Genomic DNA, 23,087 nt, shown 5'->3' on the forward strand with positions numbered 1-23,087 from the left:
CGCCGATGGCCTCGACAGCAGCGACCGTAGGTTCGACAGCCGGCCCCGTCGTCCCAGCGGCGGACCACATGGACCCCCGCAAACTCATCGCTTTCTTTGCGATGGTGCTCGGCATGTTCATGTCGATCCTCGACATTCAGGTCGTTTCCGCCTCCCTCAGCGAAATCCAGGCCGGCCTTAGCGCCGGCTCGGATGAAATTCCGTGGGTCCAGACAGCCTATCTGATCGCTGAAGTCATCATGATCCCGCTTTCGGGAACGCTGGCCCGCATCATCTCGACACGATATCTTTTCGCGGCTTCCGCTGCCGGCTTCACCATTGCCAGCGGTCTTTGTGCGACGGCGACCAACATCGATCAGATGATCGTCTATCGTGCGCTGCAAGGCTTTATCGGCGGCGGTATGATCCCGTCGGTCTTCGCCGCAGCTTTCACCATTTTCCCGCCGTCAAAGCGCAACATCGTGTCGCCGATCATCGGTTTGATCGCAACGCTTGCGCCAACCATCGGCCCGACCGTCGGCGGCTATCTCAGTCACGCATTTTCCTGGCACTGGCTGTTCCTCGTCAACATTGGGCCCGGCATCATCGTCACCATCGTCACCTGGAACTTCATCGACTTCGACAAGCCGGAGCTGTCGCTGATGAAGAAGTTCGACTGGTGGGGATTGTTCTCCATGGCGCTGTTTCTCGGCGCGCTGGAATATGTGCTTGAAGAAGGCAACACCAACGACTGGTTCAACGACGACTATATCGTGATTGCCGCGATTGCTTCCGCGATCGGCGCGCTCGTCTTCTTTTACCGCGCTTTTACCGTCGATTTTCCCGTCGTCGATCTGAAGGCCTTTGGCAACAAGAACTTCGCGTTTGGTTCGATGTTCTCCTTCGTCATGGGCATCGGGCTTTATGGTCTGACCTATATCTATCCAGTCTATCTCAGCCGTATCCGTGGGTATGATTCGCTGATGATCGGCGAAACGATGTTCGTCTCTGGCCTGGCGATGTTCTTCACTGCGCCTCTCGCCGGTATTCTTTCCGGCAAGATGGATCTTCGGCTCATGATGATCATCGGCTTCTGCAGTTTCGCGACCGGCACGTGGATCATGACGGGTTTGACGACGGACTGGGATTTCTGGGAGCTCTTCATCCCGCAGATTCTTCGCGGCTTCGGGCTTATGTTGTGCATGGTGCCGATCAACAACATCGCGCTTGGAACGATGCCTCCCGCTCGCATGCGCGGTGCTTCCGGCCTGTTTAACCTGACCCGCAACCTCGGCGGTGCCGTCGGGCTCGCCATCATCAATACGGTGCTTAGCACCCGTCAGGACGCCCATTACATGCATCTGCGCGATCATGTTCATTGGGGTAGTCCGGCTGCCATCGATAAGATCAACAATATGACGGCCAATTTCACCGCCAACGGTCTGGACGGTCCGCAGGCAGCGTTGCGGCAGTTGGTCAACATGGCGGAGCAGCAGGCGGTCATCATGTCCTTCGGCGATGTCTTCCTGATGTTGACTGTATTGTTCCTTGCGATGATTTTTGGCGTATTGATGCTGAGCAAGCCGAACGCCCCACCGAGGGGCGCGGGTGGCGGCGGCCACTAGGCTTAACCGTTTCCTTCCTATCTTCCTGTAATTGAAAGGCTTCTCTGATCGAGAGGCCTTTTTTCTTTTGTGCTTGTCGACAGGGAATTTCAGGTTTCAAAAGTTTTTGATTTACGTACATCAGAAATCGCAGTAAAGGATTTCGCCAGGAGGAGCCGATGAGACCCACCGTTTACGACATCGCCGCTGCTGCGGGCGTCAGCCTCGCGACCGTGGATCGCGTGCTGAACCGGCGCCCGGGCGTACGTCTCGTGACGCGCGAGAAGGTGGAAGCGGCAATTCGCGACATCGGCTATGTCCGCGACGTGGCGGCAGCCAATCTTGCCAAAGGTCGCGTCTATCCGCTCGTCTTCATCCTGCCGACCGGCGACAATTCCTTCATGAACGGGCTCTATGCCGAGGTGCGTCAGGCGATGATGCGCTCGACCTTCGATCGCACCGAGATTCGCATCGTCGAGGTGCCCGCCTTCGACGCGCCGGCGCTGGTTGCCGCGCTAGACGCGCTGCAGGGACTGAATCTCGCCGGCGTGGCTTTGGTGGCGACCGATGCGCCGGAGGTCCGCGCCGCCGTCGACCGACTGGTGGCGGCACGAATTCCTGTAGTCACGCTCGTTTCCGATCTCACCGACTCCACCCGGCACCACTATGCTGGCGTCGACAATATTGCTGCGGGCCGGACGGCTGCCCGGCTGCTCGGCCGTTTTCTCAGCGGGCAGAAAGGCGATATCACCGTTCTCGCCGGCTCCATGTTGGTGCGCGACCATCGGGAGCGTCTGGAAGGATTTTCCTCCGTCATGGCGGAGGAATTTCCGCAACTGCGCCTGCTGCCGGTGCTGGAAGGGCGCGACGATCCGGAAATCGCCAACACGCTCGTCTCCGAAGCGCTTTCCGGCAGCAACAGCATCATCGGCGTCTATAGTCTCGGCGCCGGCAATCGCGGTCTGCTCAGGGCGCTGAAGGAGACAGGGCAGGGGCGCGGGCTGACGGTCGTCGTCCACGAATTGACGGAACATACATGCGCAGCGCTGCAGGAGGGCACCATCGATGCCGTTCTCAACCAGGACGCCGGCCATGAGGTGCGCAGCGCCATCCGCGTCATGAAGGCGACGGCGGACGGCCAGGATGTCATCGCCGGCCAGGAGCGCATCCGCCTCGACATTTTCTTGAAGGACAATCTGCCCTGATCATCAAAATCTGCGGCAGAGCATAGGGAGTTACATCTGATGTATTTGGGTCTTGATCTCGGAACGTCCGGCGTCAAAGCGATGCTGATCGACGGCAACCAGAAGATCATCGGATCGGCCAATGGCGGGCTCGACGTGTCACGGCCGCATCCGGGCTGGTCGGAACAGGAGCCGGCGCACTGGGTTCGTGCCACCGAGGAGGCGGTTGCTGGCCTGAAGGCAGCGCACCCGAAGGAGCTGGCTGCCGTGCGCGGCATCGGTCTGTCCGGCCAGATGCATGGCGCGACGCTGCTCGATGCGGATGACAAGGTTCTGCGTCCCTGCATCCTCTGGAACGACACGCGCAGCTATCAGGAAGCCGCCGCCCTCGACGCCGATCCGCGCTTCCGTGCCTTGACCGGCAATATCGTATTCCCCGGTTTCACTGCACCGAAGCTTGCCTGGGTCGCCAAGCACGAGCCTGATATCTTCGCCAAAGTGCGCTGGGTGCTGTTGCCGAAGGATTATCTGCGCCTGTGGCTGACGGGCGAGCACATGTCGGAAATGTCCGACTCCGCCGGCACGTCCTGGCTGGATACCGGCAAGCGCAAGTGGTCTTCCGAGCTGCTCGCCGCCACCAATCTCGATGAAAAGCAGATGCCGACGCTGGTGGAGGGCACGGAAGCCGCCGGCAAGCTGCGCGGCGAGCTGGCTTCGAAGTGGGGTATCGCCGGCGACGTCGTCGTGGCCGGCGGGGCAGGGGACAATGCGGCCTCGGCCTGCGGCATGGGCACGGTCAGCCATGGCGCCGCCTTTGTCTCTCTCGGTACTTCCGGCGTGCTCTTTGCCGCCAACGGCTCCTACCTGCCGAAGCCGGAAAGCGCCGTTCATGCCTTCTGCCATGCGCTGCCGAACACATGGCATCAGATGGGCGTCATCCTGTCGGCGACCGATGCGTTGAACTGGCATTCGAATGTCACCGGCAAATCCGCCGCCGAACTGACCAGCGAATTGGGGGATGCGCTGAAGGCACCGTCTGGCGTCACCTTCCTTCCCTATCTTTCCGGCGAACGCACCCCGCATAATGATGCGATCATCCGTGGTGCTTTCATCGGTCTCGGCCATGAGAGCAGCCGTGCCGTCCTCACCCAGGCGGTGCTCGAAGGCGTCACCTTTGCCATTCGCGACAATCTCGAAGCGCTGCGCTCGGCGGGAACCGATATCGCCCGCGTTACCGCCATCGGCGGCGGCTCGCGTTCGCGCTACTGGCTGGCTTCGATCGCGACGGCGCTCGGCGTTCCCGTCGATCTGCCGGCCGACGGCGATTTCGGGGCCGCCTTCGGCGCTGCCCGTCTCGGCCTGATCGCCGCAACCGGCGCCGATCCGGTCGCGGTCTGCACGCCGCCGGAAACCGCCGGCACGATCGAACCGGTCACAGCGCTGGGCGGTGCTTACGAGGATGCCTACAAGCGTTACCGCGCGCTTTATCCGGCGATCAAGTCGCTGAGCGCCGGCTAATACGCCTCACCCTACCCTCTCCCCGAGGGGAGAGGGTGAGATCGAGCTTGCGGCAGCCGCCCATACCTTCTCCCCGGCAGGGAGAAGGTGGCCCGAAGGGTCGGATGAGGGCGCGCTACCAGCGACGAAACAATATCGAATACCAAACCCAAGGAGATGAGTTATGGGCACCGGATTTTTTGGTGACATCAAGAAAGTGAAGTACGAAGGGCCTGAGAGCACCAACCCGCTGGCCTTCCGCCACTACAACAAGGATGAAGTGGTTCTTGGCAAGCGCATGGAAGACCATCTGCGTTTTGCCGTTGCCTACTGGCACACCTTCACCTGGCCGGGCGGCGACCCCTTCGGCGGCCAGACCTTTCTGCGCCCCTGGTTCCAGGACACGATGGAAGCGGCCAAGCTGAAGGCTGACGTCGCCTTCGAATTCTTCACCCTGCTCGGCTCGCCCTACTACTGCTTCCATGACGCCGACGTGCGTCCGGAAGGCAAGAATTTCGCCGAGAACACCAGGAACCTCAACGAGATCGTCGATTACTTCGCCGAGAAGCAGGCCGAGACTGGCGTCAAGCTGTTGTGGGGCACCGCGAACCTGTTCTCCAACCGCCGCTTCATGTCTGGTGCCGCCACCAACCCGGATCCGGATGTCTTTGCCTTCTCGGCTGCGACCGTGAAGACCTGCATGGACGCAACGCACAAACTCGGCGGTGAAAACTACGTTCTCTGGGGCGGCCGCGAAGGCTACGAAACCCTTCTCAACACCGACCTGAAGCGTGAGCTGGACCAGATGGGCCGCTTCCTCAACCTTGTGGTCGAGTACAAGCACAAGATCGGCTTCAAGGGCACGATCCTGATCGAGCCGAAGCCGCAGGAGCCGACCAAGCATCAGTATGATTACGACGTCGCGACCGTCTACGGCTTCCTGAAGAAGAATGGCCTTGAAAACGAAGTGAAGGTCAACATCGAGCAGGGCCATGCGATCCTTGCCGGCCATTCCTTCGAGCACGAACTGGCGCTTGCCAACGCGCTCGGCATCTTCGGCTCAATCGACATGAACCGCAACGACTACCAGTCCGGTTGGGACACCGACCAGTTCCCGAACAATGTTCCGGAAATGTCGCTCGCATACTACCACGTGCTGGCAGGCGGCGGCTTCAAGACCGGCGGCACCAACTTCGACGCCAAGCTGCGCCGTCAGTCGCTCGATCCGGAAGATCTGATCATCGGTCACATCGGCGGCATGGATTGCTGCGCCCGTGGCCTCAAGGCCGCTGCCAAGATGATCGAGGACAAGGCGCTCTCCAAGCCGCTCGCCGACCGTTACGCCGGTTGGGATTCGGCTGAAGGCCAGAAGCTGCTGCGCGGCGAATATTCGCTCGATCAGATCGCTCAATGGGTCGAGAGCAAGGACATCAATCCGCAGCCGAAGTCCGGCAAGCAGGAACTGCTGGAAAACATCGTCAATCGTTACGTTTGATCGACAAAACCGGGAGGCGGTGGTTCATCGCCTCCCAGATTATCGCCGGAAGGCGCGGCTGGAAATGGATATGGAATTTCCGCAGGGGTCCTTGGCGTTGGCGTACGCATAGCCGTCGGCCTGGTGCAAGGGGCCGAACTCAAGTCCGTTGCCGGCACATTTGGCGCGAAAGGCTTCCACATCCTCGACGTCGAAGACCAGCTTTACCAGCACCTGGCCCATTTTCTGTGCTTTTCCTGCCGGATGGATCATCAGATTGGCGCCGCCGTCCGGTGCCAGCAGCTCGACAATTCGATCGCCGTCCTGCCGCAGCGGTTTGAACCCAAAATGCTTCTCGTAAAAGCTGATCGTCGCGTCCACGTCGCGGGCATAAAGGACGAGTCTGCCGAGCGGCACGGCTATGTCCTTATCGCCGGGCGCGGGACGGCGCCGAGACCGAGTTGCGCACCACCAAATCCGGCCGCAGCAAGATTTCCGTCTCAGCCGGCTGGCCGTCCGACAACAGCTCAATCAGGAGCGACATTGCATGCTTGCCGATGGCGGTTCGCGGCTGCCGGATCGTCGTCAACGAGGGTGACATGAAAACGGCCTGCGGCACATCGTCGAAGCCGGTCACCGAAAAATCCCCGGGAATGTCGTAGCCGCGCGCTTTCAGCCCGATCATCACGCCAATGGCCGTCTGATCGTTGACACACATGAAGGCAGTCGGCAGCGTGTCGCGCATGAAAAGCTGCTCGACGGCCAGCCTGCCGCTCTCGATGGTGCCGTCGCCCTCGAATACGATACGAAGGTCGGGACTGACGTTGGCGGCATCCAGTCCAGCCTCGTAGCCCATGCGGCGCCGGCTATAGGCGAGGCGGGTGCGCGAATCGCCGATGAATGCAATCTTGCGATGACCCTCGGCAATCAGAAGGTCGACCGCCTTGCGCGCTCCGGCGATATCGTCCACGCCGACATAGGGAATGCCGCCGTTGAAGACCGGCTCGAAGACGCCGACGCTCGGCGGAAGCCGCGCCGTCATCGTCTGGTGTCCGAAGGGCAGGATACCGGTGAACAGGATCAAGCCCGCCGCCTGGTTGGAATTCAGGAACTTCAGATATTCCAGCCCGCGTTGCGCATCGTTCTGCGTGTGGCCGATCAGGACGCCGTAGCCGTGCGAGCGCGCCTCATTTTCCAACCCGATAAGAATGTTGGAGAAATTAGGATCGCCGATATCGGGTGCGACGACGAGGATCATGTTCGATCGACCGAGCCGCAGGCTGCGCGCCATGGCATTGGTGGTATAACCGGTGATCGCGATCGCCTGATTGACCTTCAGCCGCGTCGAGTTCGCGACCTTTTCAGGCATATGAATTGCCCGCGAGACCGTAGCGATCGAAACATTGGCAATGCGGGCGACGTCTTCGATGGTTGCGGGCGTGGAATTAGACACTGCGCTCTGCCTTGGGTCTCGTCTCGGACCGGACACTACACAGACTTCCGCGGAGATCAAAGGCGACCGCGTAAAATTGTGCGACATGCAATGATGTAAACCTTTACACAGAGTATGTAAAGGTTTACACAACATGGAAGTGGTGTGGGGCCACAGGGAGGAAATAATGAGTTCGGAGACCGTCGACGGCGCGGTGGTGCTGTCCGCGAGGCGAATTTCCAAGTCCTTCAGCGGCGTGCAGGTGCTGTTCAGCGTCAATTTCGATCTTCGGGCCGGCGAAATCCATGCGCTCATGGGGGAGAACGGCGCCGGCAAGTCGACGCTCGTGAAAGTCCTCTCCGGTTTCGAGCAGCCAAGCTCCGGCGAGATCCTGCTTGACGGTGAGCCGGTGAAGCTGCCGCCCAACGGTGGCGCCGAAGCGCTCGGCATTGTCATCATCCACCAGGAATTCAATCTAGCCGAACATCTGACTGTGACCGAAAGCCTGTTTCTCGGTCGCGAAGTCACGCGTTTTGGTGTGCTTGATCGCAAATATATGCGCGCCGAAACGCGGCGTGTCCTCGATCTCCTCGGTTCGCATGTCGACGAGAATGCGCTGATCGGCACGCTTTCCATCGCCGACAAGCAGATGGTGGAGATCGCCAAGGCGATCAGCCGGGATGCGAGGATCGTCTTCATGGACGAGCCGACCGCCGTCTTGTCTCGGGAGGAGACCAACTTCCTGTTCAAGCAGGTGCGCAAGCTTAGGGACCAGGGAACAAGCTTCGTGTTCGTGTCGCACAAGCTCGACGAAGTCATGGAGCTGACGGACCGCGTCACGGTCCTGCGCGACGGCCAGTGGGTGAAGACATCGCAAACCTCGCTGCTCGACGGCGAATCGATTGCCCAGTTGATGGTCGGGCGTGAGCTTTCCAGCCTCTATCCGGCCAAGAACGAGCCGGATGTCGACGAGAAAGTCGTGCTCAGTGTCAGCTCGCTTTCGACCGGCTACGTTCACGATGCGAGCTTCGAGCTGCGCAAGGGCGAGATATTGGGCTTTTCCGGTATGATCGGCTCGGGCCGGACGGAGCTGATGGAAGCGATCGTCGGCCTGCGCTCACGCGCCGCCGGTGAGGTCGTTGCCAATGGCCAAACGGTGCCGCCGCATGACGTGCATGCGGCCATCGATGCCGGGCTTGCCTATATGACCAAGGACCGGAAGTCCAAGGGTCTCCTTCTGAATTCCGGCATGGCCGTCAACCTGACCCTCCAATCCTTGGATCGGCACGGCAAGTTCGGTTATCTCAGCGCCTCCAGCGAGGCCAGTGCGCTGACGCGGGCGCGCCGGCGCTTCGACATCCGGGTTCGCGACGGAAATATCGTTGCCGGCCGCATGTCCGGCGGCAATCAGCAGAAATTGCTTCTGGCCAAGGTCATGGAAACCGACCCGCAGATCATCATCATCGACGAGCCGACACGCGGTATCGATGTCGGCACGAAGCAGCAGATCTATCACTTCATTTCGGCACTGGCCCGCGATGGCCATTCGATCATCGTGGTCTCCTCGGAAATGCCCGAGGTCATCGGGCTGTGCACGCGGATCGCGGTGATGCGCGAGGGCCGGATCGTCGGCATGCTTGAAGGCGACGAGATCTCCGAGCAGGAAATCATGCGTTATGCGGCGGGCCTGAAGAAAAAGACCGCTGCCTGAACGGGCAGCAGAGGCAGGGCGAATTCCCAGCAGTCATTGGGATGGGAGGTTGGTTTTGGTTATGAGCGTGGGCGAAGACAGCAGCGGCAAGACCGGTCGGCGAGGGCGTTCCTGGCGTGATGTCGATCTCAGGGCCGTGGCACCGTTTGCAGCGCTGGTGCTGCTTCTGATCGTAGGCGCACTGGTCAACCCGAACTTCATCGGCATTACCAATCTCACCAATGTCGCGACGCGATGCGCCTATATTGCGATTATCGCGGTCGGTGCCACCTTCGTCATCTCGGCGGGCGATCTCGATCTGTCCGTTGGCGCTATGGTCGCCTTCGTCGCAAGCCTGATGATCCTCTTGATGAACTCCGGTGTCATCGCCGATCCTGGCCTGATGTTGGCGGCGGCCGTGTTGTTCTCGATCGTCGCCGGCCTCCTGTGCGGCTTGGCCAATGGTCTGATCACGACCATGGGTAAGATTGAGCCGTTCATTGCGACGCTTGGCACGATGGGTGTCTACCGAGGCTTGACGACTTGGCTGTCGCAGGGCGGCGCGATCACCTTGCGCCCGGCGAACCTGCAGGCGCTGTACAAGCCCGCTTATTACGGCTCCGTGCTCGGTGTGCCGGTGCCGATCGTCGTCATCATTGTCGTTACCTGCATCGCGGCCTTCATTCTTTATCGCACCCGTTACGGGCGGCATGTCATCGCCGTCGGCTCCAGCCGCGACGTTGCGCGTTATTCCGGCGTGGCGGTCAATCGCGTGCGCACCATCGCCTTCGTCATCCAGGGCCTGTGTGTGGCGATCGCCGTGCTTCTCTACGTGCCGCGGCTTGGTTCGACATCGGCGACGACGGGTAGCTTGTGGGAGCTGCAGGCAATCACGGCCGTCGTCGTCGGCGGCACGGCGCTGAAGGGCGGCGCGGGCAGGGTATGGGGTACCGTTTGCGGAGCCTTCATCCTCGAGCTGGTCGGCAACATCATGCTGCTTTCCAATTTCATCAGCGAGTATTTGCTCAGCGCTATCCAGGGCGCGATCATCATCATCGCCATGCTCGTCCAGCGCTCGCTTGCTCGCAAACAGCAATAACCGGGTCTAAGGGGCGCCCGGTCATTAGGACAATGCCCTGTTTCTATCTGGGAGGATGAAATATGCGTAAAAGACTATTTGGTCTGGCCGTCGCGCTGGTGGCTCTGGCCAGTGCGGTTCATGCCGAGGACAAAAAGGTCACCATCGGCGTTTCCATTCCGGCGGCGGACCATGGCTGGACCTCCGGCGTCGTCTTCCATGCCGAACGCGTCGCCAAACTCTTGATGGCCGAACATCCGGGGCTGAATGTCATTGTCAAGACCTCGCCCGACGCCGCAAGCCAGGCAAATGCGGTACAGGACCTTGAGACTCAGGGCATCGACGCTCTCGTGATCCTGCCGTCGGATCCAGATCCGCTGGTCAATGCGATCAAGGAAGTCAAGGACAAGGGCAAGTTCGTTGCTCTCGTCGACCGCGCGCCGAGCAACAACGACAATTCCGTCCGCGACCTCTATGTTGCGGGCAACAATCCTGCTCTCGGCCAGACGGCGGGCGAGTATATCAAGGCCAATACACCGAATGCTCAGGTCGTCGTCATCCGTGGTCTGCCGATCCCGATCGACCAGCAGCGTCAGGACGGTTTCGACAAGGGCATTGCCGGCTCCAACGTCAAGGTTCTCGACCGGCAGTACGGCAACTGGAACCGCGACGACGCCTTCAAGGTCATGCAGGATTATCTGACGAAGTTCCCGAAGATCGATGTCGTCTGGTGCCAGGATGACGATATGGCTGTCGGCGTGCTGCAGGCGATCGACCAGGCCAAGCGTACCGACATCCAGTACATTATCGCCGGCGCTGGTTCCAAGGACATGGTCAAGAAGGTCATGGACGGCGACAAGCTGATCCCGGTCGATGTGCTCTATCCGCCGGCAATGGTCGGGACGGCCATGGAACTGACGGCCGCCAACTTCTACGATCAGGTTCCGGTTCGCGGCAACTATATCCTGGACGCGACCTTGGTCACCAAGGACAATGCCAAGGATTTCTACTTCCCCGACTCGCCGTTCTGATCGGCACGGATTCCGACAGAGGCGCCCGCCGGTTCCGGCGGGCGCTTTTTAAATGTTCCGCCGCTTCGTTTCGCGGCCCGAGGAAATTTTGCGGCACGTACCTCTTGCCGTCGGCGACTGGCCATGATTAGGTCGCAAGGCATTCGACTTTCATCCTGACGACCCTATTGTTTTTTGAGGTTACGGCGTCCCGGCCGCCTCGGATATGGGCCGGAAAGGCATCGGAAACGTTTACAGAACGCAATTAGGGAGGAATTACGCATGAAGACGATCAAGGGTCCAGGCCTGTTTCTTGGCCAGTTCGCCGGTGACGCGGCGCCGTTCAACTCGTGGGATTCGATCACGAAATGGGCTGCCGACGCCGGCTATGTCGGCGTGCAGGTGCCGACCTGGGCAGGCCAGCTCATCGACCTGAAGAAGGCGGCCTCCTCCAAGGACTATTGCGACGAATTCGCCGGCGTCGCCCGCGCCAACGGTGTCGAAGTCACCGAGCTCTCCACCCATCTGCAGGGCCAGCTCGTCGCCGTGCATCCGGCCTATGACGAGGCTTTCGACGGCTTTGCAGCGCCGGAAGTGCGGGGCAATCCCAAGGCTCGCCAGGAATGGGCGGTCGAGCAGGTGAAGATGGCGCTGTCGGCTTCCAAGCATCTCGGCATCAAGGCGCATGCGACCTTCTCCGGCGCGCTCGCCTGGCCGTTCCTCTATCCCTGGCCGCAGCGTCCGGCCGGGCTGGTCGAAACCGCCTTCGACGAACTCGCCCGCCGCTGGACGCCGATCCTCGACCATGCCGATTCCTGCGGCGTCGATGTCGCCTACGAAATCCATCCCGGTGAAGACCTGCATGACGGCGTCACCTTCGAGATGTTCCTGGAACGCGTCGGCAACCATCCGCGTGCCAACATGCTCTACGACCCATCGCACTATGTCCTGCAGTGCCTCGACTATCTCGACCACCTCGACATCTACAAGGACCGCATCAAGATGTTCCACGTCAAGGATGCGGAGTTCAATCCGACCGGACGTCAGGGCGTCTATGGCGGCTATCAGAGCTGGGTCAACCGCGCTGGCCGCTTCCGTTCACCGGGCGATGGCCAAGTCGATTTCGGCTCGATCTTCTCGAAGCTGACCGCCAATGATTTCGACGGCTGGGCCGTGGTCGAGTGGGAATGCTGCCTCAAGCATCCGGAAGACGGCGCACGCGAAGGTGCCGAATTCGTCAAGTCGCACATCATCCGCGTCACCGAAAAGGCGTTCGACGACTTTGCCGGCAGCGGCACGGATCAGGCGGCCAACCGGCGCATGCTGGGGCTTTAGAGCCAGGTCCCTTCTCCCCGTCCTGAGCTTGTCGAAGGGGCGGGGAAGGTGGAGGCCACCTCGTCCTTCGAGGCTTCACTCCTTCGCAAGGCTCAGGAGGCTCCGCACCTCAGGATGAAGGTGGAGCGGGCTTTGGCGAATTTTCATAGGAGCCATCCGTGGCATCAATGGATGGAGGAGCGCGGGTTTCGGCGCAAAAGATCAGCCTCACCCTGAGGTGGCCCGCAGGGCCCTCGAAGGGCGAGGCGGGTTGTTTGGAACAGCAGGCACCAAATCTTCCCCCGCGAGGGGCGAATTCTAATTCATTCAGGAGGACCATATGGCAATCGAAGGATCATCGGAGCAGACGCGAGAGCCGCGCATTCGGCTTGGCATGGTGGGCGGAGGCGCGGGCGCCTTTATCGGTGCGGTGCATCGTATCGCCGCGCGCATTGACGACCAGTTCGATCTCGTCGCCGGCGCGCTGTCTGCCTCGCCGGACAAGGCTATCGCTTCGGGCCGTGATCTCGGTCTCGATCCGTCCCGCACCTATTCCAGCTATCGCGAGATGGCGATCCGCGAAGCCAAACTGAAGAACGGCATCGAAGCGGTTTCGATCGTCACGCCGAACCATGTTCACTATGATGCCGCCAAGGAATTCCTGAAGCGCGGCATCCACGTCATCTGCGACAAGCCGCTGACCTCCAATCTTGCCGACGCCAAGAAGCTGAAGAAGGTGGCTGACGAGAGCGGCGCGCTGTTCATCCTGACGCACAACTACACCGGCTATCCGATGGTTCGCCAGGCGCGCGAGATGATCGCCAATGGCGAGCTCGGCGATATCCGCATCGTGCATGCGGAATATCCCCAGGACTGGCTGACGGAAAACATCGAGCAGTCGGGCCAGAAGCAGGCGGCCTGGCGTACCGATCCGTCGCAGTCCGGCGCGGGTGGCTCGACCGGCGATATCGGCACGCATGCCTATAATCTCGCCTCTTTTGTTAGCGGCCTGGAACTCGATAGCCTCGCTGCCGATCTCGACAGTTTCGTCGAAGGCCGCCGTCTGGACGACAATGGTCATCTATTGCTGCGCTTCAAAGCCAAGGGTTCGGAGAAGCCGGCTAAGGGCATGCTGTGGTGCAGCCAGGTGGCACCGGGTCATGAGAACGGCCTGAAGGTCCGCGTCTACGGCACCAAGGGCGGCCTCGAATGGACGCAGGCCGATCCCAACTATCTCTGGTACACGCCATTCGGTGAGCCGAAGCGCCTGATCACCCGTAATGGCGCAGGCTCCGGTGCGGCCGCGGCGCGTGTTTCGCGCATCCCATCGGGACATCCGGAAGGCTATCTCGAAGCCTTCGCCACGATCTACACCGAGGCTGCGCGCGCCATCAATGCCCGCAAGAAGGGCGTGGCGGTCGATCCGGCCGTGGTTTACCCGACCGTCGATGACGGTGTGAAGGGTGTGGCTTTCGTCGAGGCCTGCGTTGCTTCCTCGAAGCGTAACGGTGCCTGGGTCAAGCTTTGATCTGCGAGTAAGAGGGCGGCGGGTTGTCCGCCGTCCCATGCTTTTCGACTTATAACTGCAACGTTGCAGATTTGTCATTTCAGGACTGTACAAGGACGTTTTCGTTGGTTTAAACCGCGCGCGGGCCCAATATCGTGAGCGCGGTCGATCGCATCAACCGCCGTCCCGCCGTTTGAAAGAAACGAGATTAGTCATGATTGATCCAAAGAGCTTCGCTGCCCGTTTCCCGGGCGATTTCACGTTCGGCGTTGCCACTGCCGCCTTCCAGATCGAAGGCGCCACCAAGGCGGATGGCCGCAAGCCGTCGATCTGGGATGCCTTCGCGAACATGCCGGGCCGCGTCTATCAGCGGCACAACGGCGATGTCGCCTGCGATCACTACAACCGGCTGGAACAGGATCTCGATCTGATCAAGGACATGGGCGTCGAAGCCTATCGCTTCTCGATCGCCTGGCCGCGCATCATTCCGGACGGCACCGGCCCGGTGAACGAAGCCGGCCTCGATTTCTACGATCGTCTCGTCGATGGCTGTAAGGCGCGTGGCATCAAGACCTTCGCGACGCTCTATCACTGGGATCTGCCGCTGACGCTCGCCGGCGACGGCGGCTGGACGGCACGTTCCACGGCCTATGCCTATCAGCGTTATGCCAAGACCGTCATGGCACGCCTCGGCGACCGTCTGGATTCGGTTGCCACCTTCAACGAACCCTGGTGCATTGTCTGGCTCAGCCATCTCTATGGCGTTCATGCGCCGGGCGAGCGTAACATGCAGGCCGCGCTTTATGCCATGCACACCATGAACCTCGCGCACGGTCTCGGCGTCGAGGCAATCCGGGCCGTCGCGCCGAAGGTGCCGGTCGGTATCGTGCTGAATGCGGCCTCGATCCTTCCGGGTTCCGATAGCGCCGAAGATCAGGCTGCCGTCGAGCGCGCGCATCAGTTCCACAACGGTGCCTTCTTCGATCCGATCTTCAAGGGGCAGTACCCGAAGGAATTCGTCGAGGTACTCAGCGACCGCATGCCTGTTGTCGAGGATGGCGATCTGAAGATCATCAACCAGAAGCTCGACTGGTGGGGCCTGAACTACTACATGCCGATGCGTGTCGCCGATGACGTGTCCAAGAGCGGCGATTTCCCCTGGACGAAGGAAGCGCCGCCTGCAAGCGACGTGAAGACCGACATCGGCTGGGAAATCTACGCGCCGGGCCTGAAGCATGTCGTGCAGGACCTCTACAAGCGCTACGAATTGCCGGAATGCTACATCACCGAAAACGGCGCCTGCTACAACATGGAGGTCGTCAACGGTGAAGTCGACGACCAGCCGCGCCTCGATTACTACATCGACCATCTCGGCGTGGTCGCCGACCTGATCAAGGACGGTTATCCCATGCGCGGTTATTTCGCCTGGAGCCTGATGGATAATTTCGAATGGGCGGAAGGCTATCGCATGCGTTTCGGCCTCGTGCACGTCGATTACGAGACGCAGGTGCGGACGGTGAAGAAGAGCGGCAAGTGGTACCGTGAACTCGCCGGTCAGTTCCCGAAGGGGAACCACAAGGCGGCTTGATGCCGCCTTTCGGCTCCTTCCGAAAGAGGGGGAAGGTCGCCCGAATCGCTGGCACCTGATAAGCCTTGGGCATGATCCAGCGTCCGCTCTCCCTCTACGCGCTCTGCGGCAGCCAAAGGCAGGCCTCGACCAGCCTTCGGTTGCTGGAAGCCCTGCGGCTGATTTCGCCAGACGGCGTTTCCATCGAAATCTGCGATTTGATCGGCAGCCTGCCGATCTTCAATCCCGATCATGAGGGCGACAGGACGCCTCCTATTGTCGAAACCTTTGCCGCGAAAATCCGCGATGTAGACGGGGTGATCGTCTCTTGCCCGGAATATGCCCATGGCATTCCCGGCGGATTCAAGAACGCATTGGATTGGCTGGTGTCGCGCGACGAAGTGCCGTTCAAGCCGCTGATGTTTGCGCATGCCTCGCATCGAGGCGATCTTGTGCTGGAACAACTGACCGAGGTGCTGAAGACAATGTCGCTCCGCATTGTGCCGGAGGCTTTTCTGCGTGTGCCGCTCGCCGGCAAGAGCGATGAGGCGCAGGCGACGACCCTGGCGGAGGCGCAACAGAACGGCACGTTGCAAGCCAGCCTCGATCGTTTTGCACAGGCGATCCGCGCATCCGCATGAATGCCTGCGATACCGATAAATATACAACCATTTCCTGCAAGAATCGTAGGCTCGCTTTAACCGTTTCTTGAAGACCTGACGGCACACTCCAAAGTCAAGGAGAAGTGCGTTGGGTGCAGTTTTCAAGTCAATCCAGCGGAATACGCAAATCGGTCGTCATTCCATCGTGACGGCCGTTTTGTTTTCGTTCGCTTTGGTGGTCACTGTGGTTACCTTGATGGTGCTGACAGCGATCGGCCGCGTCGCGGACTATTCCAACAAATTGGATGACGAACGCTCCTGGGAAACCACTGCCGGTGCGCTGAAGACCTTCGAAGGCCTGCTCGATGCCACGCTGCATGACTATGCTGCGCGCAACACCGCCGCCAGGAATGTCTACGATGAAAACGACCAGGACTGGATCGCCGGCAACTACGGCGAGATGTCCTCGGATGGCGCCCTGTTCGACATGGCGCTGGTGGTCGACGACAATAACAAGCCGATTATTGCCTATCAGGACGGCAAGCCGATGACCGACAGGATCGAGGATGTCTTCGGTCCCTCGCTCTGGGCCTTGGTGGATCAGGTGCGCAAGGCGCGGGTGACCAGCGTTCCGGAGGCGAGCGGCTATGTGATGACCAATAAGGGCATCGCCGCCGTTGGCGTGGGGACAATCCGCGAAAAATCCGGCCGAATCCCCGTGCCGGAAGGCAAGCGCCGCTATTTGATCTTCGTCCGGCACCTCGATGCAGCCAAGATCAAGATGCTTTCCAATACCTATGTCATCAGCGGCCTCAAGCTGGTCCCGCCGGATACGATTGCGCGCTATGCCGTTTCGATCGTCGATCCGCTTGGCAAGCCGCTCGGGCGGCTGGTCTGGACCTCGCGCGGGCCTGGTGACGTCAGCTATCAACAGGCCCGTCCGCTGGTGGTTGGTGCACTCGGCCTGGTCGGCATGTTCTTCTTGGTGCTGCTGATTCTGGGGTCTCTGGCAGGACGCCGGCTCAGGGCGGAAGAGGCGCTGGCGCGGCAGGGCTCGCTGCGGGACCGGCTCAGCGGCCTTCTCAATCGGGAGGGTCTTCGTCTCGATGTCGACCGACTAGTGGAGAGCGCCCGCGCCGACGGCAGCAATGTCCTGTTGCTCTATCTCGACCTCGACGGTTTCAAGGAAATCAACGACTCCTATGGCCACGGCACTGGCGACCAGTTGATCCGCGCCGTCGCAGCCGGGTTGAATGTGCTTATCCCGCCGAAGGCGATTCTTGCGCGGCTCGGCGGCGATGAATTCGCCGTCGCCTTTCCGACCAAGGAACTGAACGATGCGCCGGCGCTCAGGCTTGCCGAGCAGGTGCTGGATTTCTTTGCCGAGCCGCTGGAGATCGGTCGCCGCGTGGTGGTCGTCGGCGCCAGTATCGGCATTGCCAGCTCGCCGGAGGGCCGCATCGGCCGCGAGGAGCTGGTGCGCCGCGCCGACCTAGCCATGTACAAGGCCAAGGAAGCCGGACGCGCCCGTATGGCTTGCTATGAGACGGCGATGGATGCCGATCGCGAGGAGCGCAATGCACTGGAACTGGATCTGCGCAATGCCATCGAAAAAGAAGAGCTGACGCTCGCCTACCAGCCGCTGGTCGACGCCACGAGCCATGAGATCACTGGCGTCGAGGCGTTGGTACGCTGGAACAGGCCAGGTCACGGGCCGATTTCGCCTGAAGCCTTCATTCCTGTCGCCGAAACCAGTGGTTTGATCGAAGCACTCGGGCTGTTCGTACTAAGAAAAGCCTGCGAGACGGCGCGGCAATGGCCGGATCTGCGGATTGCAGTCAATGTCTCACCCGGACAGTTCCGCAACCCCGCCTTCGCGGACTATGTTCGGCATGTCCTGAACCATACGGAGATCGAAGCCGAACGCGTCACGCTGGAAATCACCGAAGGCTATATCATCCAGAACCCCGAGCGCACCCGCCAATCGATCGAGCGGCTGAAACGGCTTGGGGTCAAGGTGGCGCTGGACGATTTCGGCTCGGGCTTCTCGTCGATCGGCTATCTCCGCCAATTCGGCTTCGACCGCATCAAGATCGACCGGTCGCTGACCATGGATGTGCTGGAAGACAGCCGCGCCCGCGAGATGCTGCAGGCAACGGTGGCTTTGGCGCGTTCGCTCGACATCCCCGTGACGGCGGAAGGCATCGAGACGAAAGAGCAGGGGGCCGCCCTGGAGCACTTCGGTTGCGACGAGCTGCAGGGCTATTTCTTCGGCAAACCGCTGCCGGAAGCCGAGATCAGCAAGCGGCTGATGGCGCAGACGGCTCGCGTGCTCGACGTCGAGCGCGACGCAGCCGCCTAAATTCCCTAAAGCATGTCGCGCAAAAGTGTGCAGCGGTTTTGCGATAACGACATGCGCAAAATCAAGAACCTAAAGCGCAAGGGCGAATCCCAGAGATCGCGATGCGCTTTAGCCGCCAATATGCTCCTGGCCACGCTTGCGGGCGAGCATCACTTGGCGCTGGCGCTCGCGGAAGCGCTTGCGGTCTTCCTCAGTGCGGTCGTGATAGCAATGGCTGCAGGAGACGCCGGCTTCATAGAAGGGTGACGTGACCTCTTCCGCAGTGATCGGGTTGCGGCAGGCATGGCAGAGCTTGTGGTTGCCTTCCTTCAGGCCATGTTCGACGGAAACGCGCTCGTCGAAGACGAAGCAGGCGCCTTCCCAGAGGCTTTCCTCGGCGGGCACTTCTTCGAGATATTTCAGAATGCCGCCCTTGAGGTGGTAAACTTCATCGAAACCCTGCTCCTTCATGAAGGCGGTCGCCTTCTCGCAGCGGATACCGCCGGTGCAATACATAGCAATCTTCGGCTTGTTGTGCAGGCCCTCGTTCTGGCGCACCCATTCCGGAAATTCGCGGAATGTCTTCGTCTTCGGATCGACCGCGCCCTTGAACACGCCGATCGCCGTCTCGTAGTCGTTGCGTGTGTCGATGACGATGGTGTCGGGGTCGGAGATCAGCGCGTTCCAGTCCTGCGGCGCGACATAAGTGCCGACGATCTTGGTGGGGTCGATGTTCTCGACGCCCATGGTGACGATCTCTTTCTTCAGCTTCACCTTCATGCGGACGAAGGGCATTTTCGAGGCCCGGCTTTCCTTGTGCTCCAGCGTCGAAAATTCCGGCTGGGCGCGCAGGAAGGAGAGGACGGCGCCAATGCCTGCATCGGTGCCGGCGATGGTGCCGTTGATGCCCTCATGGGCGAGCAGCAGCGTACCCTTGACGCCGTTTGCTTCACAGAGCGCAAGCAGCGGCTCGCGCAGGGCTTCGAAGCGCGGGAAGGAGGCAAAATGATAGAGGGCGGCAACGAGGAACGCGCCCCCTGCCTCATGCCGCGGAGTGGAAAGGATGTCTGTCATGCCGCGGAAATACAATTTTGCGCGTCGGCAAGCAATCGGGATTTATCTGATGGCATTACGGTGGCCGTTATACGACTCGTGCTAGTCTGCGTTTGTGTGCAGCAACGATCGTTGCGCGGCGATGAGGTTGATGTGTCTGACAACATGCTGATGGTAAGACCATATGTCCCCGCGGATGCCGATCTGACCATGGACATATTCCTGAGAGCAATCCGGGAGGTGGCGTCGAAGGACTACAACCAAGCTCAAATCGACGCCTGGGCCAAGGTGGAAGACAGGGACGCGTGGGCGAAACGACGGTCAAGCAGGCCGGCCTGGATCGTTCAATATGGGGACGTGTCGATCGGATTTGCGGATCTGGTGCCCGATGGGCTCCTGGATATGATGTTTGTCCATCCCGATTATCAAGGCATGGGTGCCGCCAGCCTGCTCCTGACGACGGTCGAGGCAGAGGCAAGAAAACAGAGGCTCGGGCGCATTTTTACGGAAGCGAGCCTTACCGCCAGAGCGTTTTTCGAGCGACGAGGCTTCCGCGTCCTGGCATCGCAAATCGTGGAAAAGCGCGGGCAGACGCTCGAAAATTTCCGGATGGAGAAATTTCTCTGAGAGGCGGCTGCAGCGGGATTGAGGGGACATCGGTATCAATGTCCCCCCGTCCGGCATTGTCTACGGCTGCAACGCCACTTCCAGTTTTCCGATATTTCCATTGAAGGGGAACGGCACCTGATAGTCGTTGTCCTCTACGCCTGTCCGCGTATCGACCCCCACATCGAAGGTTTCATCCCACGGCATCAGTGCTGGAATTGTGTGTGGAATTTTCTCGTTGGCAACCTCGGTACCATCCACCTTGAGGACGCCCGTTCCGCCCTTGCCGAAACCGGGGCCATCGGATTTGAAATCGAACACAAGGGTGTGCTTGCCGGGTGCCAAGGCGTCATGACCTTCCCAGCGAAAGCGCTCCATATCGACAAAATTGTACAGGAACACCGGCTTGCCTTTGAGCAGATAGAAACCGTATCCGCCAAAGCGTCCACCCGTGGTGACAAGCATGCCTTCACCACCACCCTGCGGTATCTCCACCTCCGCGGTGATCGTGTACGATTTGTTCACGATGCTCGGAGCGTTGCTGGACGGAATACCGGATATCACGCCTGAATAGGTGAAGTTATTTCGCCCGGCCGTGGCACTCGGCCGCGGGGTGAGGAGACGCTCCAGGATAGAGTTATCAAGCGGGAAGACATTGTATTTCGCCGCTTCCATGAGAAACAATTCCTGCATCTCGTGCAGCTTGTCCGGCATCTTGGCGGCGAGATCGTTGTTTTCCGAAAAATCCTCCGTGAGGTTGTACAATTCCCATTTGTAGCCATCGACGACGTCGGGCATTTTGGTCGTGCCCATCAGCCAAGGCGCTGCGGGCGGCGTCGTGGCTGCGATCCAGCCGTCATTGTAGATCGCGCGGTTGCCGAACATCTCGAAATACTGCGTCGTGCGCGCTGACGGGGCTTGGGCATTGTCCCAGCTATAGGCCATGCTGACACCTTCGATCGGCTTTTGCGCCACGCCGTTGACCATGACAGGAGGTTGGATTCCAGTCGCCTCGAGAATGGTGGGAACGATGTCGATCACATGGTGGAGCTGACTGCGGATGCCGCCGGCTTCCTTGATCCGTGCTGGCCAGGCCATAGCCATGCCCTGCCTCGTACCGCCGAAATGCGAGGCGACCTGCTTCGTCCATTTGAACGGCGTGTCAAAGGCCCAGGACCAGGCCACCGACATATGCGGATACGTCTTGTCGGAACCCCAGACGTCGTAGAACTTCATCTGATCCGCGACCGGAATCTGCATACCCTCGATGGTGATCAATTCGTTGGGGGTGCCAAGAGTGCTGCCTTCGGCACTCGTACCGTTGTCGCCTTCGATGTAGATGACAAGCGTGTTATCGAGCTTGCCCAGGTCGTCGACCGCCTGGATCACTCTTCCGATCTCGTGATCGGAATAGGCGACATAGGCGGCGAAAACCTCAGCCTGTCGTGCAAACAGCTTCTTGCTGTCGGCATCTAAGCTGTCCCACTTCGGCAGGTCGTCAGGCCATGGGGTTAGCTGCGTATTCGCGGGAATGACCCCGAGCCGCTTCTGGTTGGCGAAAATCTGTTCGCGCATTTCGTTCCAACCCATGTCGAACTTGCCTTTGAACTTGTCTATCCACTCCTGGGTCGGATGGTGAGGCGCGAGGGTAGCTCCGGGTACGAAATAGACGAAGAACGGTTTGTCAGGAGCGGCTGCATTCAGTTGCTTGATATGGTCGATGGCATTGTCGGCTTCGTCCGTGATAAGGTTGTAGTCCGGCTTGCCAACCCAGGGGAAAATCTGGGTCGTGTTTTGGAACAAGTATGGAGTCCATTGGTTGCTGTCGCCGCCCATGAAGCCGTAGAAATATTCGAAGCCCATCCCCACGGGCCATTGATCGAACGGCCCGGCACTGCTGTATTGGAAAGCAGGGGTGTTATGGTTCTTGCCGAACCAAGACGTTGCAAAGCCGTTCTGCTTCAGAATTTCACCGATCGTGGCGTTGTTTACCCCAATGACGGAATCGTAACCGGGGTAACCGGTTGCCTGCTCGGAAATGACCCCGAAACCCGACGAATGATGGTTTCGTCCGGTAATCAGCGCTGCCCTCGTCGGAGAACAGAGCGCTGTCGAATGGAACTGCGTGTAGCGCAGGCCCGCTTTCGCAACGCGATCCAGGGCAGGCGTCGGGATGACGCCGCCGAAAGTGCCAGCAACGCCGTAACCCGCATCATCGGTCATGATGAGCAGGATATTCGGCGCGCCCTTGGGGGGCACAATCTGCGGCGGCCAATAAGGTTTGGAGTTCTTGGCGTCGAGGCCAATTTGTCCGCCAAATGCCGCGGGCGGGTTCGGAAGATATCTTCCGTCGATCGTCGTTGTTGCGCTGGGCGAACCAGGTTCGCCTGTGACCTGCTGGGCGCTTGCCCGGTCGAATGAAACGGCGGTTAAACTCAATGTGGCGAGAAATAATGTTCCAATTCTCAACATCGTCGTGTCCTCCCAACTCGATGAAGTCGAAACGTTGGCACGATGCTGAAAAGTAACAAGTACGTTACAGTTAATGAGACGTAATCGCTGTTGCGTCGGACGGCTTTCGACTGGGAGCGATCGGCGACAATCGCTACCGAGCGCGAGAAATTGCTTGCCTGTCCTGGGCGGACGGAATTGGTTTCCTCAATCCCCCGCTTCCAGCCAAAGCCGTCTGATCGTCCGCGCTTCCCGCTTCGGCTTATCCGAAAAAAATCCAGCGTGCTTTGGTCAGTGCTTCCTGGCGGGCGCTTTGCTGGCGAGAGATGATTGCCTCCAGCAGGCGGGCGCGGTCGTCGCTGCCGTTGAAGAGATGCGGCTCGCGATCGGTGACCTCGGATAGTATCGACAGATCGAGATAGCGGCCGAGCACATCGACCAGCGCCTTGGCTTCGAGCTGTTTTGCATGCATGGCTGCCGGCCAGATGTCGCGCAGCAGCGCATGATGCATCCAGCAATCCTGGCTGCGTTTGCGCAGCTCGTGAAACTGGTCGGTATGAGCTTCGGCATGGCATTCTGAGAGTGCCCTCGTCGCCTTACGACCGGTCTTGCGCCAGCTATTTTGAAAGATACGCGCGGTCTGGCGCCGGCCGCTGCCGAAGGAGGCGGCTTTCAGCGCTTCCAATGCTTCGCGGCAG

At 60.1% G+C, this 23,087-nt stretch carries 18 protein-coding genes; 13 read left to right on the forward strand and 5 right to left on the reverse strand.

Annotated features, from left to right (window positions below; all coding sequences use genetic code 11):
• Positions 1 to 5: 5 nt before the first annotated feature.
• The 4 genes from PH547_RS23890 (at position 6) to xylA (ending at position 5,759) form a co-directional block, all read left to right on the forward strand.
• On the forward strand, positions 6 to 1,604 hold the full coding sequence (locus PH547_RS23890) for a DHA2 family efflux MFS transporter permease subunit (RefSeq protein ID WP_483315576.1): 1,599 nt from the start codon (positions 6 to 8) through the stop codon (positions 1,602 to 1,604).
• A 158-nt stretch (positions 1,605 to 1,762) separates the two neighbouring features.
• On the forward strand, positions 1,763 to 2,788 hold the full coding sequence (locus tag PH547_RS23895; protein WP_285169597.1) for a LacI family DNA-binding transcriptional regulator: 1,026 nt from the start codon (positions 1,763 to 1,765) through the stop codon (positions 2,786 to 2,788).
• Between the two features lie 39 nt (positions 2,789 to 2,827).
• Positions 2,828 to 4,285, forward strand: a complete 1,458-nt coding sequence (gene xylB, locus PH547_RS23900) for a xylulokinase (protein WP_285169598.1) — start codon at positions 2,828 to 2,830, stop codon at positions 4,283 to 4,285.
• Positions 4,286 to 4,448: 163 nt separating this feature from the next.
• Positions 4,449 to 5,759, forward strand: a complete 1,311-nt coding sequence (gene xylA, locus PH547_RS23905) for a xylose isomerase (RefSeq protein ID WP_104824327.1) — start codon at positions 4,449 to 4,451, stop codon at positions 5,757 to 5,759.
• A 39-nt stretch (positions 5,760 to 5,798) separates the two neighbouring features.
• On the opposite strand, the gene PH547_RS23910 is transcribed toward xylA, so the two are convergent.
• Complete coding sequence (locus PH547_RS23910; protein WP_104824326.1) at positions 5,799 to 6,155, reverse strand: VOC family protein; 357 nt, start codon at positions 6,153 to 6,155, stop codon at positions 5,799 to 5,801.
• Between the two features lie 10 nt (positions 6,156 to 6,165).
• Entirely contained in the window at positions 6,166 to 7,191 is a 1,026-nt protein-coding gene (locus PH547_RS23915; protein WP_104824325.1) for a LacI family DNA-binding transcriptional regulator, read from the reverse strand.
• 166 nt (positions 7,192 to 7,357) lie between these two features.
• On the opposite strand from PH547_RS23915, the gene PH547_RS23920 reads away from it, so the two are divergent.
• From PH547_RS23920 to PH547_RS23955, 8 genes are all read left to right on the forward strand, one after another.
• On the forward strand, positions 7,358 to 8,881 hold the full coding sequence (locus PH547_RS23920; protein WP_104824324.1) for a sugar ABC transporter ATP-binding protein: 1,524 nt from the start codon (positions 7,358 to 7,360) through the stop codon (positions 8,879 to 8,881).
• A gap of 61 nt (positions 8,882 to 8,942) precedes the next feature.
• Positions 8,943 to 9,959, forward strand: a complete 1,017-nt coding sequence (locus PH547_RS23925) for an ABC transporter permease (RefSeq protein WP_104824323.1) — start codon at positions 8,943 to 8,945, stop codon at positions 9,957 to 9,959.
• Between the two features lie 62 nt (positions 9,960 to 10,021).
• Positions 10,022 to 10,969, forward strand: a complete 948-nt coding sequence (locus PH547_RS23930; protein WP_104824322.1) for a substrate-binding domain-containing protein — start codon at positions 10,022 to 10,024, stop codon at positions 10,967 to 10,969.
• A 261-nt stretch (positions 10,970 to 11,230) separates the two neighbouring features.
• The gene (locus tag PH547_RS23935; protein ID WP_104824321.1) at positions 11,231 to 12,283 is read left to right on the forward strand and encodes a sugar phosphate isomerase/epimerase family protein; all 1,053 of its coding nucleotides are present in this window, start codon (positions 11,231 to 11,233) and stop codon (positions 12,281 to 12,283) included.
• Positions 12,284 to 12,602: 319 nt separating this feature from the next.
• Complete coding sequence (locus tag PH547_RS23940; RefSeq protein ID WP_104824320.1) at positions 12,603 to 13,790, forward strand: Gfo/Idh/MocA family protein; 1,188 nt, start codon at positions 12,603 to 12,605, stop codon at positions 13,788 to 13,790.
• 193 nt (positions 13,791 to 13,983) lie between these two features.
• On the forward strand, positions 13,984 to 15,357 hold the full coding sequence (locus PH547_RS23945; RefSeq protein ID WP_104824319.1) for a GH1 family beta-glucosidase: 1,374 nt from the start codon (positions 13,984 to 13,986) through the stop codon (positions 15,355 to 15,357).
• 74 nt (positions 15,358 to 15,431) lie between these two features.
• The gene (locus PH547_RS23950; RefSeq protein WP_104825214.1) at positions 15,432 to 15,977 is read left to right on the forward strand and encodes an NADPH-dependent FMN reductase; all 546 of its coding nucleotides are present in this window, start codon (positions 15,432 to 15,434) and stop codon (positions 15,975 to 15,977) included.
• Between the two features lie 109 nt (positions 15,978 to 16,086).
• Positions 16,087 to 18,300 (forward strand): bifunctional diguanylate cyclase/phosphodiesterase, encoded by a 2,214-nt coding sequence (locus PH547_RS23955; RefSeq protein WP_104824318.1) that lies wholly within the window; start codon positions 16,087 to 16,089, stop codon positions 18,298 to 18,300.
• Between the two features lie 108 nt (positions 18,301 to 18,408).
• Here the strand turns inward: PH547_RS23955 and trhO are convergent, their stop codons facing one another.
• A complete protein-coding gene (trhO, locus tag PH547_RS23960; RefSeq protein WP_104825213.1) occupies positions 18,409 to 19,353 on the reverse strand; it encodes an oxygen-dependent tRNA uridine(34) hydroxylase TrhO in 945 nt (314 codons plus the stop codon).
• A 144-nt stretch (positions 19,354 to 19,497) separates the two neighbouring features.
• Here trhO and PH547_RS23965 point away from each other — a divergent pair, with 144 nt between their 5' ends.
• Positions 19,498 to 19,959 (forward strand): GNAT family N-acetyltransferase, encoded by a 462-nt coding sequence (locus PH547_RS23965; RefSeq protein ID WP_104824317.1) that lies wholly within the window; start codon positions 19,498 to 19,500, stop codon positions 19,957 to 19,959.
• A gap of 60 nt (positions 19,960 to 20,019) precedes the next feature.
• Here PH547_RS23965 and PH547_RS23970 read toward each other — a convergent pair whose 3' ends face one another.
• Together PH547_RS23970 and PH547_RS23975 are read right to left on the reverse strand one after the other, a co-directional pair.
• On the reverse strand, positions 20,020 to 22,410 hold the full coding sequence (locus PH547_RS23970) for an arylsulfatase (protein ID WP_285169600.1): 2,391 nt from the start codon (positions 22,408 to 22,410) through the stop codon (positions 20,020 to 20,022).
• 241 nt (positions 22,411 to 22,651) lie between these two features.
• Positions 22,652 to 23,074 carry a CHAD domain-containing protein gene (locus PH547_RS23975; RefSeq protein WP_245463895.1) on the reverse strand — a complete coding sequence of 141 codons (423 nt, stop codon included), beginning with the start codon at positions 23,072 to 23,074 and terminating at the stop codon, positions 22,652 to 22,654.
• Between the last annotated feature and the right edge of the window lie 13 nt (positions 23,075 to 23,087).

Origin of the sequence: Rhizobium cerradonense, assembly GCF_030182455.1 — a bacterium.
In the GTDB taxonomy this organism is placed as follows: Bacteria; Pseudomonadota; Alphaproteobacteria; order Rhizobiales; family Rhizobiaceae; genus Rhizobium.

Coding starts and splice junctions, on each gene's coding strand:
- PH547_RS23890 (WP_483315576.1), top strand. CDS start 6: ATGGCCTCGACAGCAGCGACCGTAGGTTCGACAGCCGGCCCCGTCGTC.
- PH547_RS23895 (WP_285169597.1), top strand. CDS start 1,763: ATGAGACCCACCGTTTACGACATCGCCGCTGCTGCGGGCGTCAGCCTC.
- xylB (WP_285169598.1), top strand. CDS start 2,828: ATGTATTTGGGTCTTGATCTCGGAACGTCCGGCGTCAAAGCGATGCTG.
- xylA (WP_104824327.1), top strand. CDS start 4,449: ATGGGCACCGGATTTTTTGGTGACATCAAGAAAGTGAAGTACGAAGGG.
- PH547_RS23920 (WP_104824324.1), top strand. CDS start 7,358: ATGAGTTCGGAGACCGTCGACGGCGCGGTGGTGCTGTCCGCGAGGCGA.
- PH547_RS23925 (WP_104824323.1), top strand. CDS start 8,943: ATGAGCGTGGGCGAAGACAGCAGCGGCAAGACCGGTCGGCGAGGGCGT.
- PH547_RS23930 (WP_104824322.1), top strand. CDS start 10,022: ATGCGTAAAAGACTATTTGGTCTGGCCGTCGCGCTGGTGGCTCTGGCC.
- PH547_RS23935 (WP_104824321.1), top strand. CDS start 11,231: ATGAAGACGATCAAGGGTCCAGGCCTGTTTCTTGGCCAGTTCGCCGGT.
- PH547_RS23940 (WP_104824320.1), top strand. CDS start 12,603: ATGGCAATCGAAGGATCATCGGAGCAGACGCGAGAGCCGCGCATTCGG.
- PH547_RS23945 (WP_104824319.1), top strand. CDS start 13,984: ATGATTGATCCAAAGAGCTTCGCTGCCCGTTTCCCGGGCGATTTCACG.
- trhO (WP_104825213.1), bottom strand. CDS start 19,353: ATGACAGACATCCTTTCCACTCCGCGGCATGAGGCAGGGGGCGCGTTC.
- PH547_RS23965 (WP_104824317.1), top strand. CDS start 19,498: ATGCTGATGGTAAGACCATATGTCCCCGCGGATGCCGATCTGACCATG.
- PH547_RS23970 (WP_285169600.1), bottom strand. CDS start 22,410: ATGTTGAGAATTGGAACATTATTTCTCGCCACATTGAGTTTAACCGCC.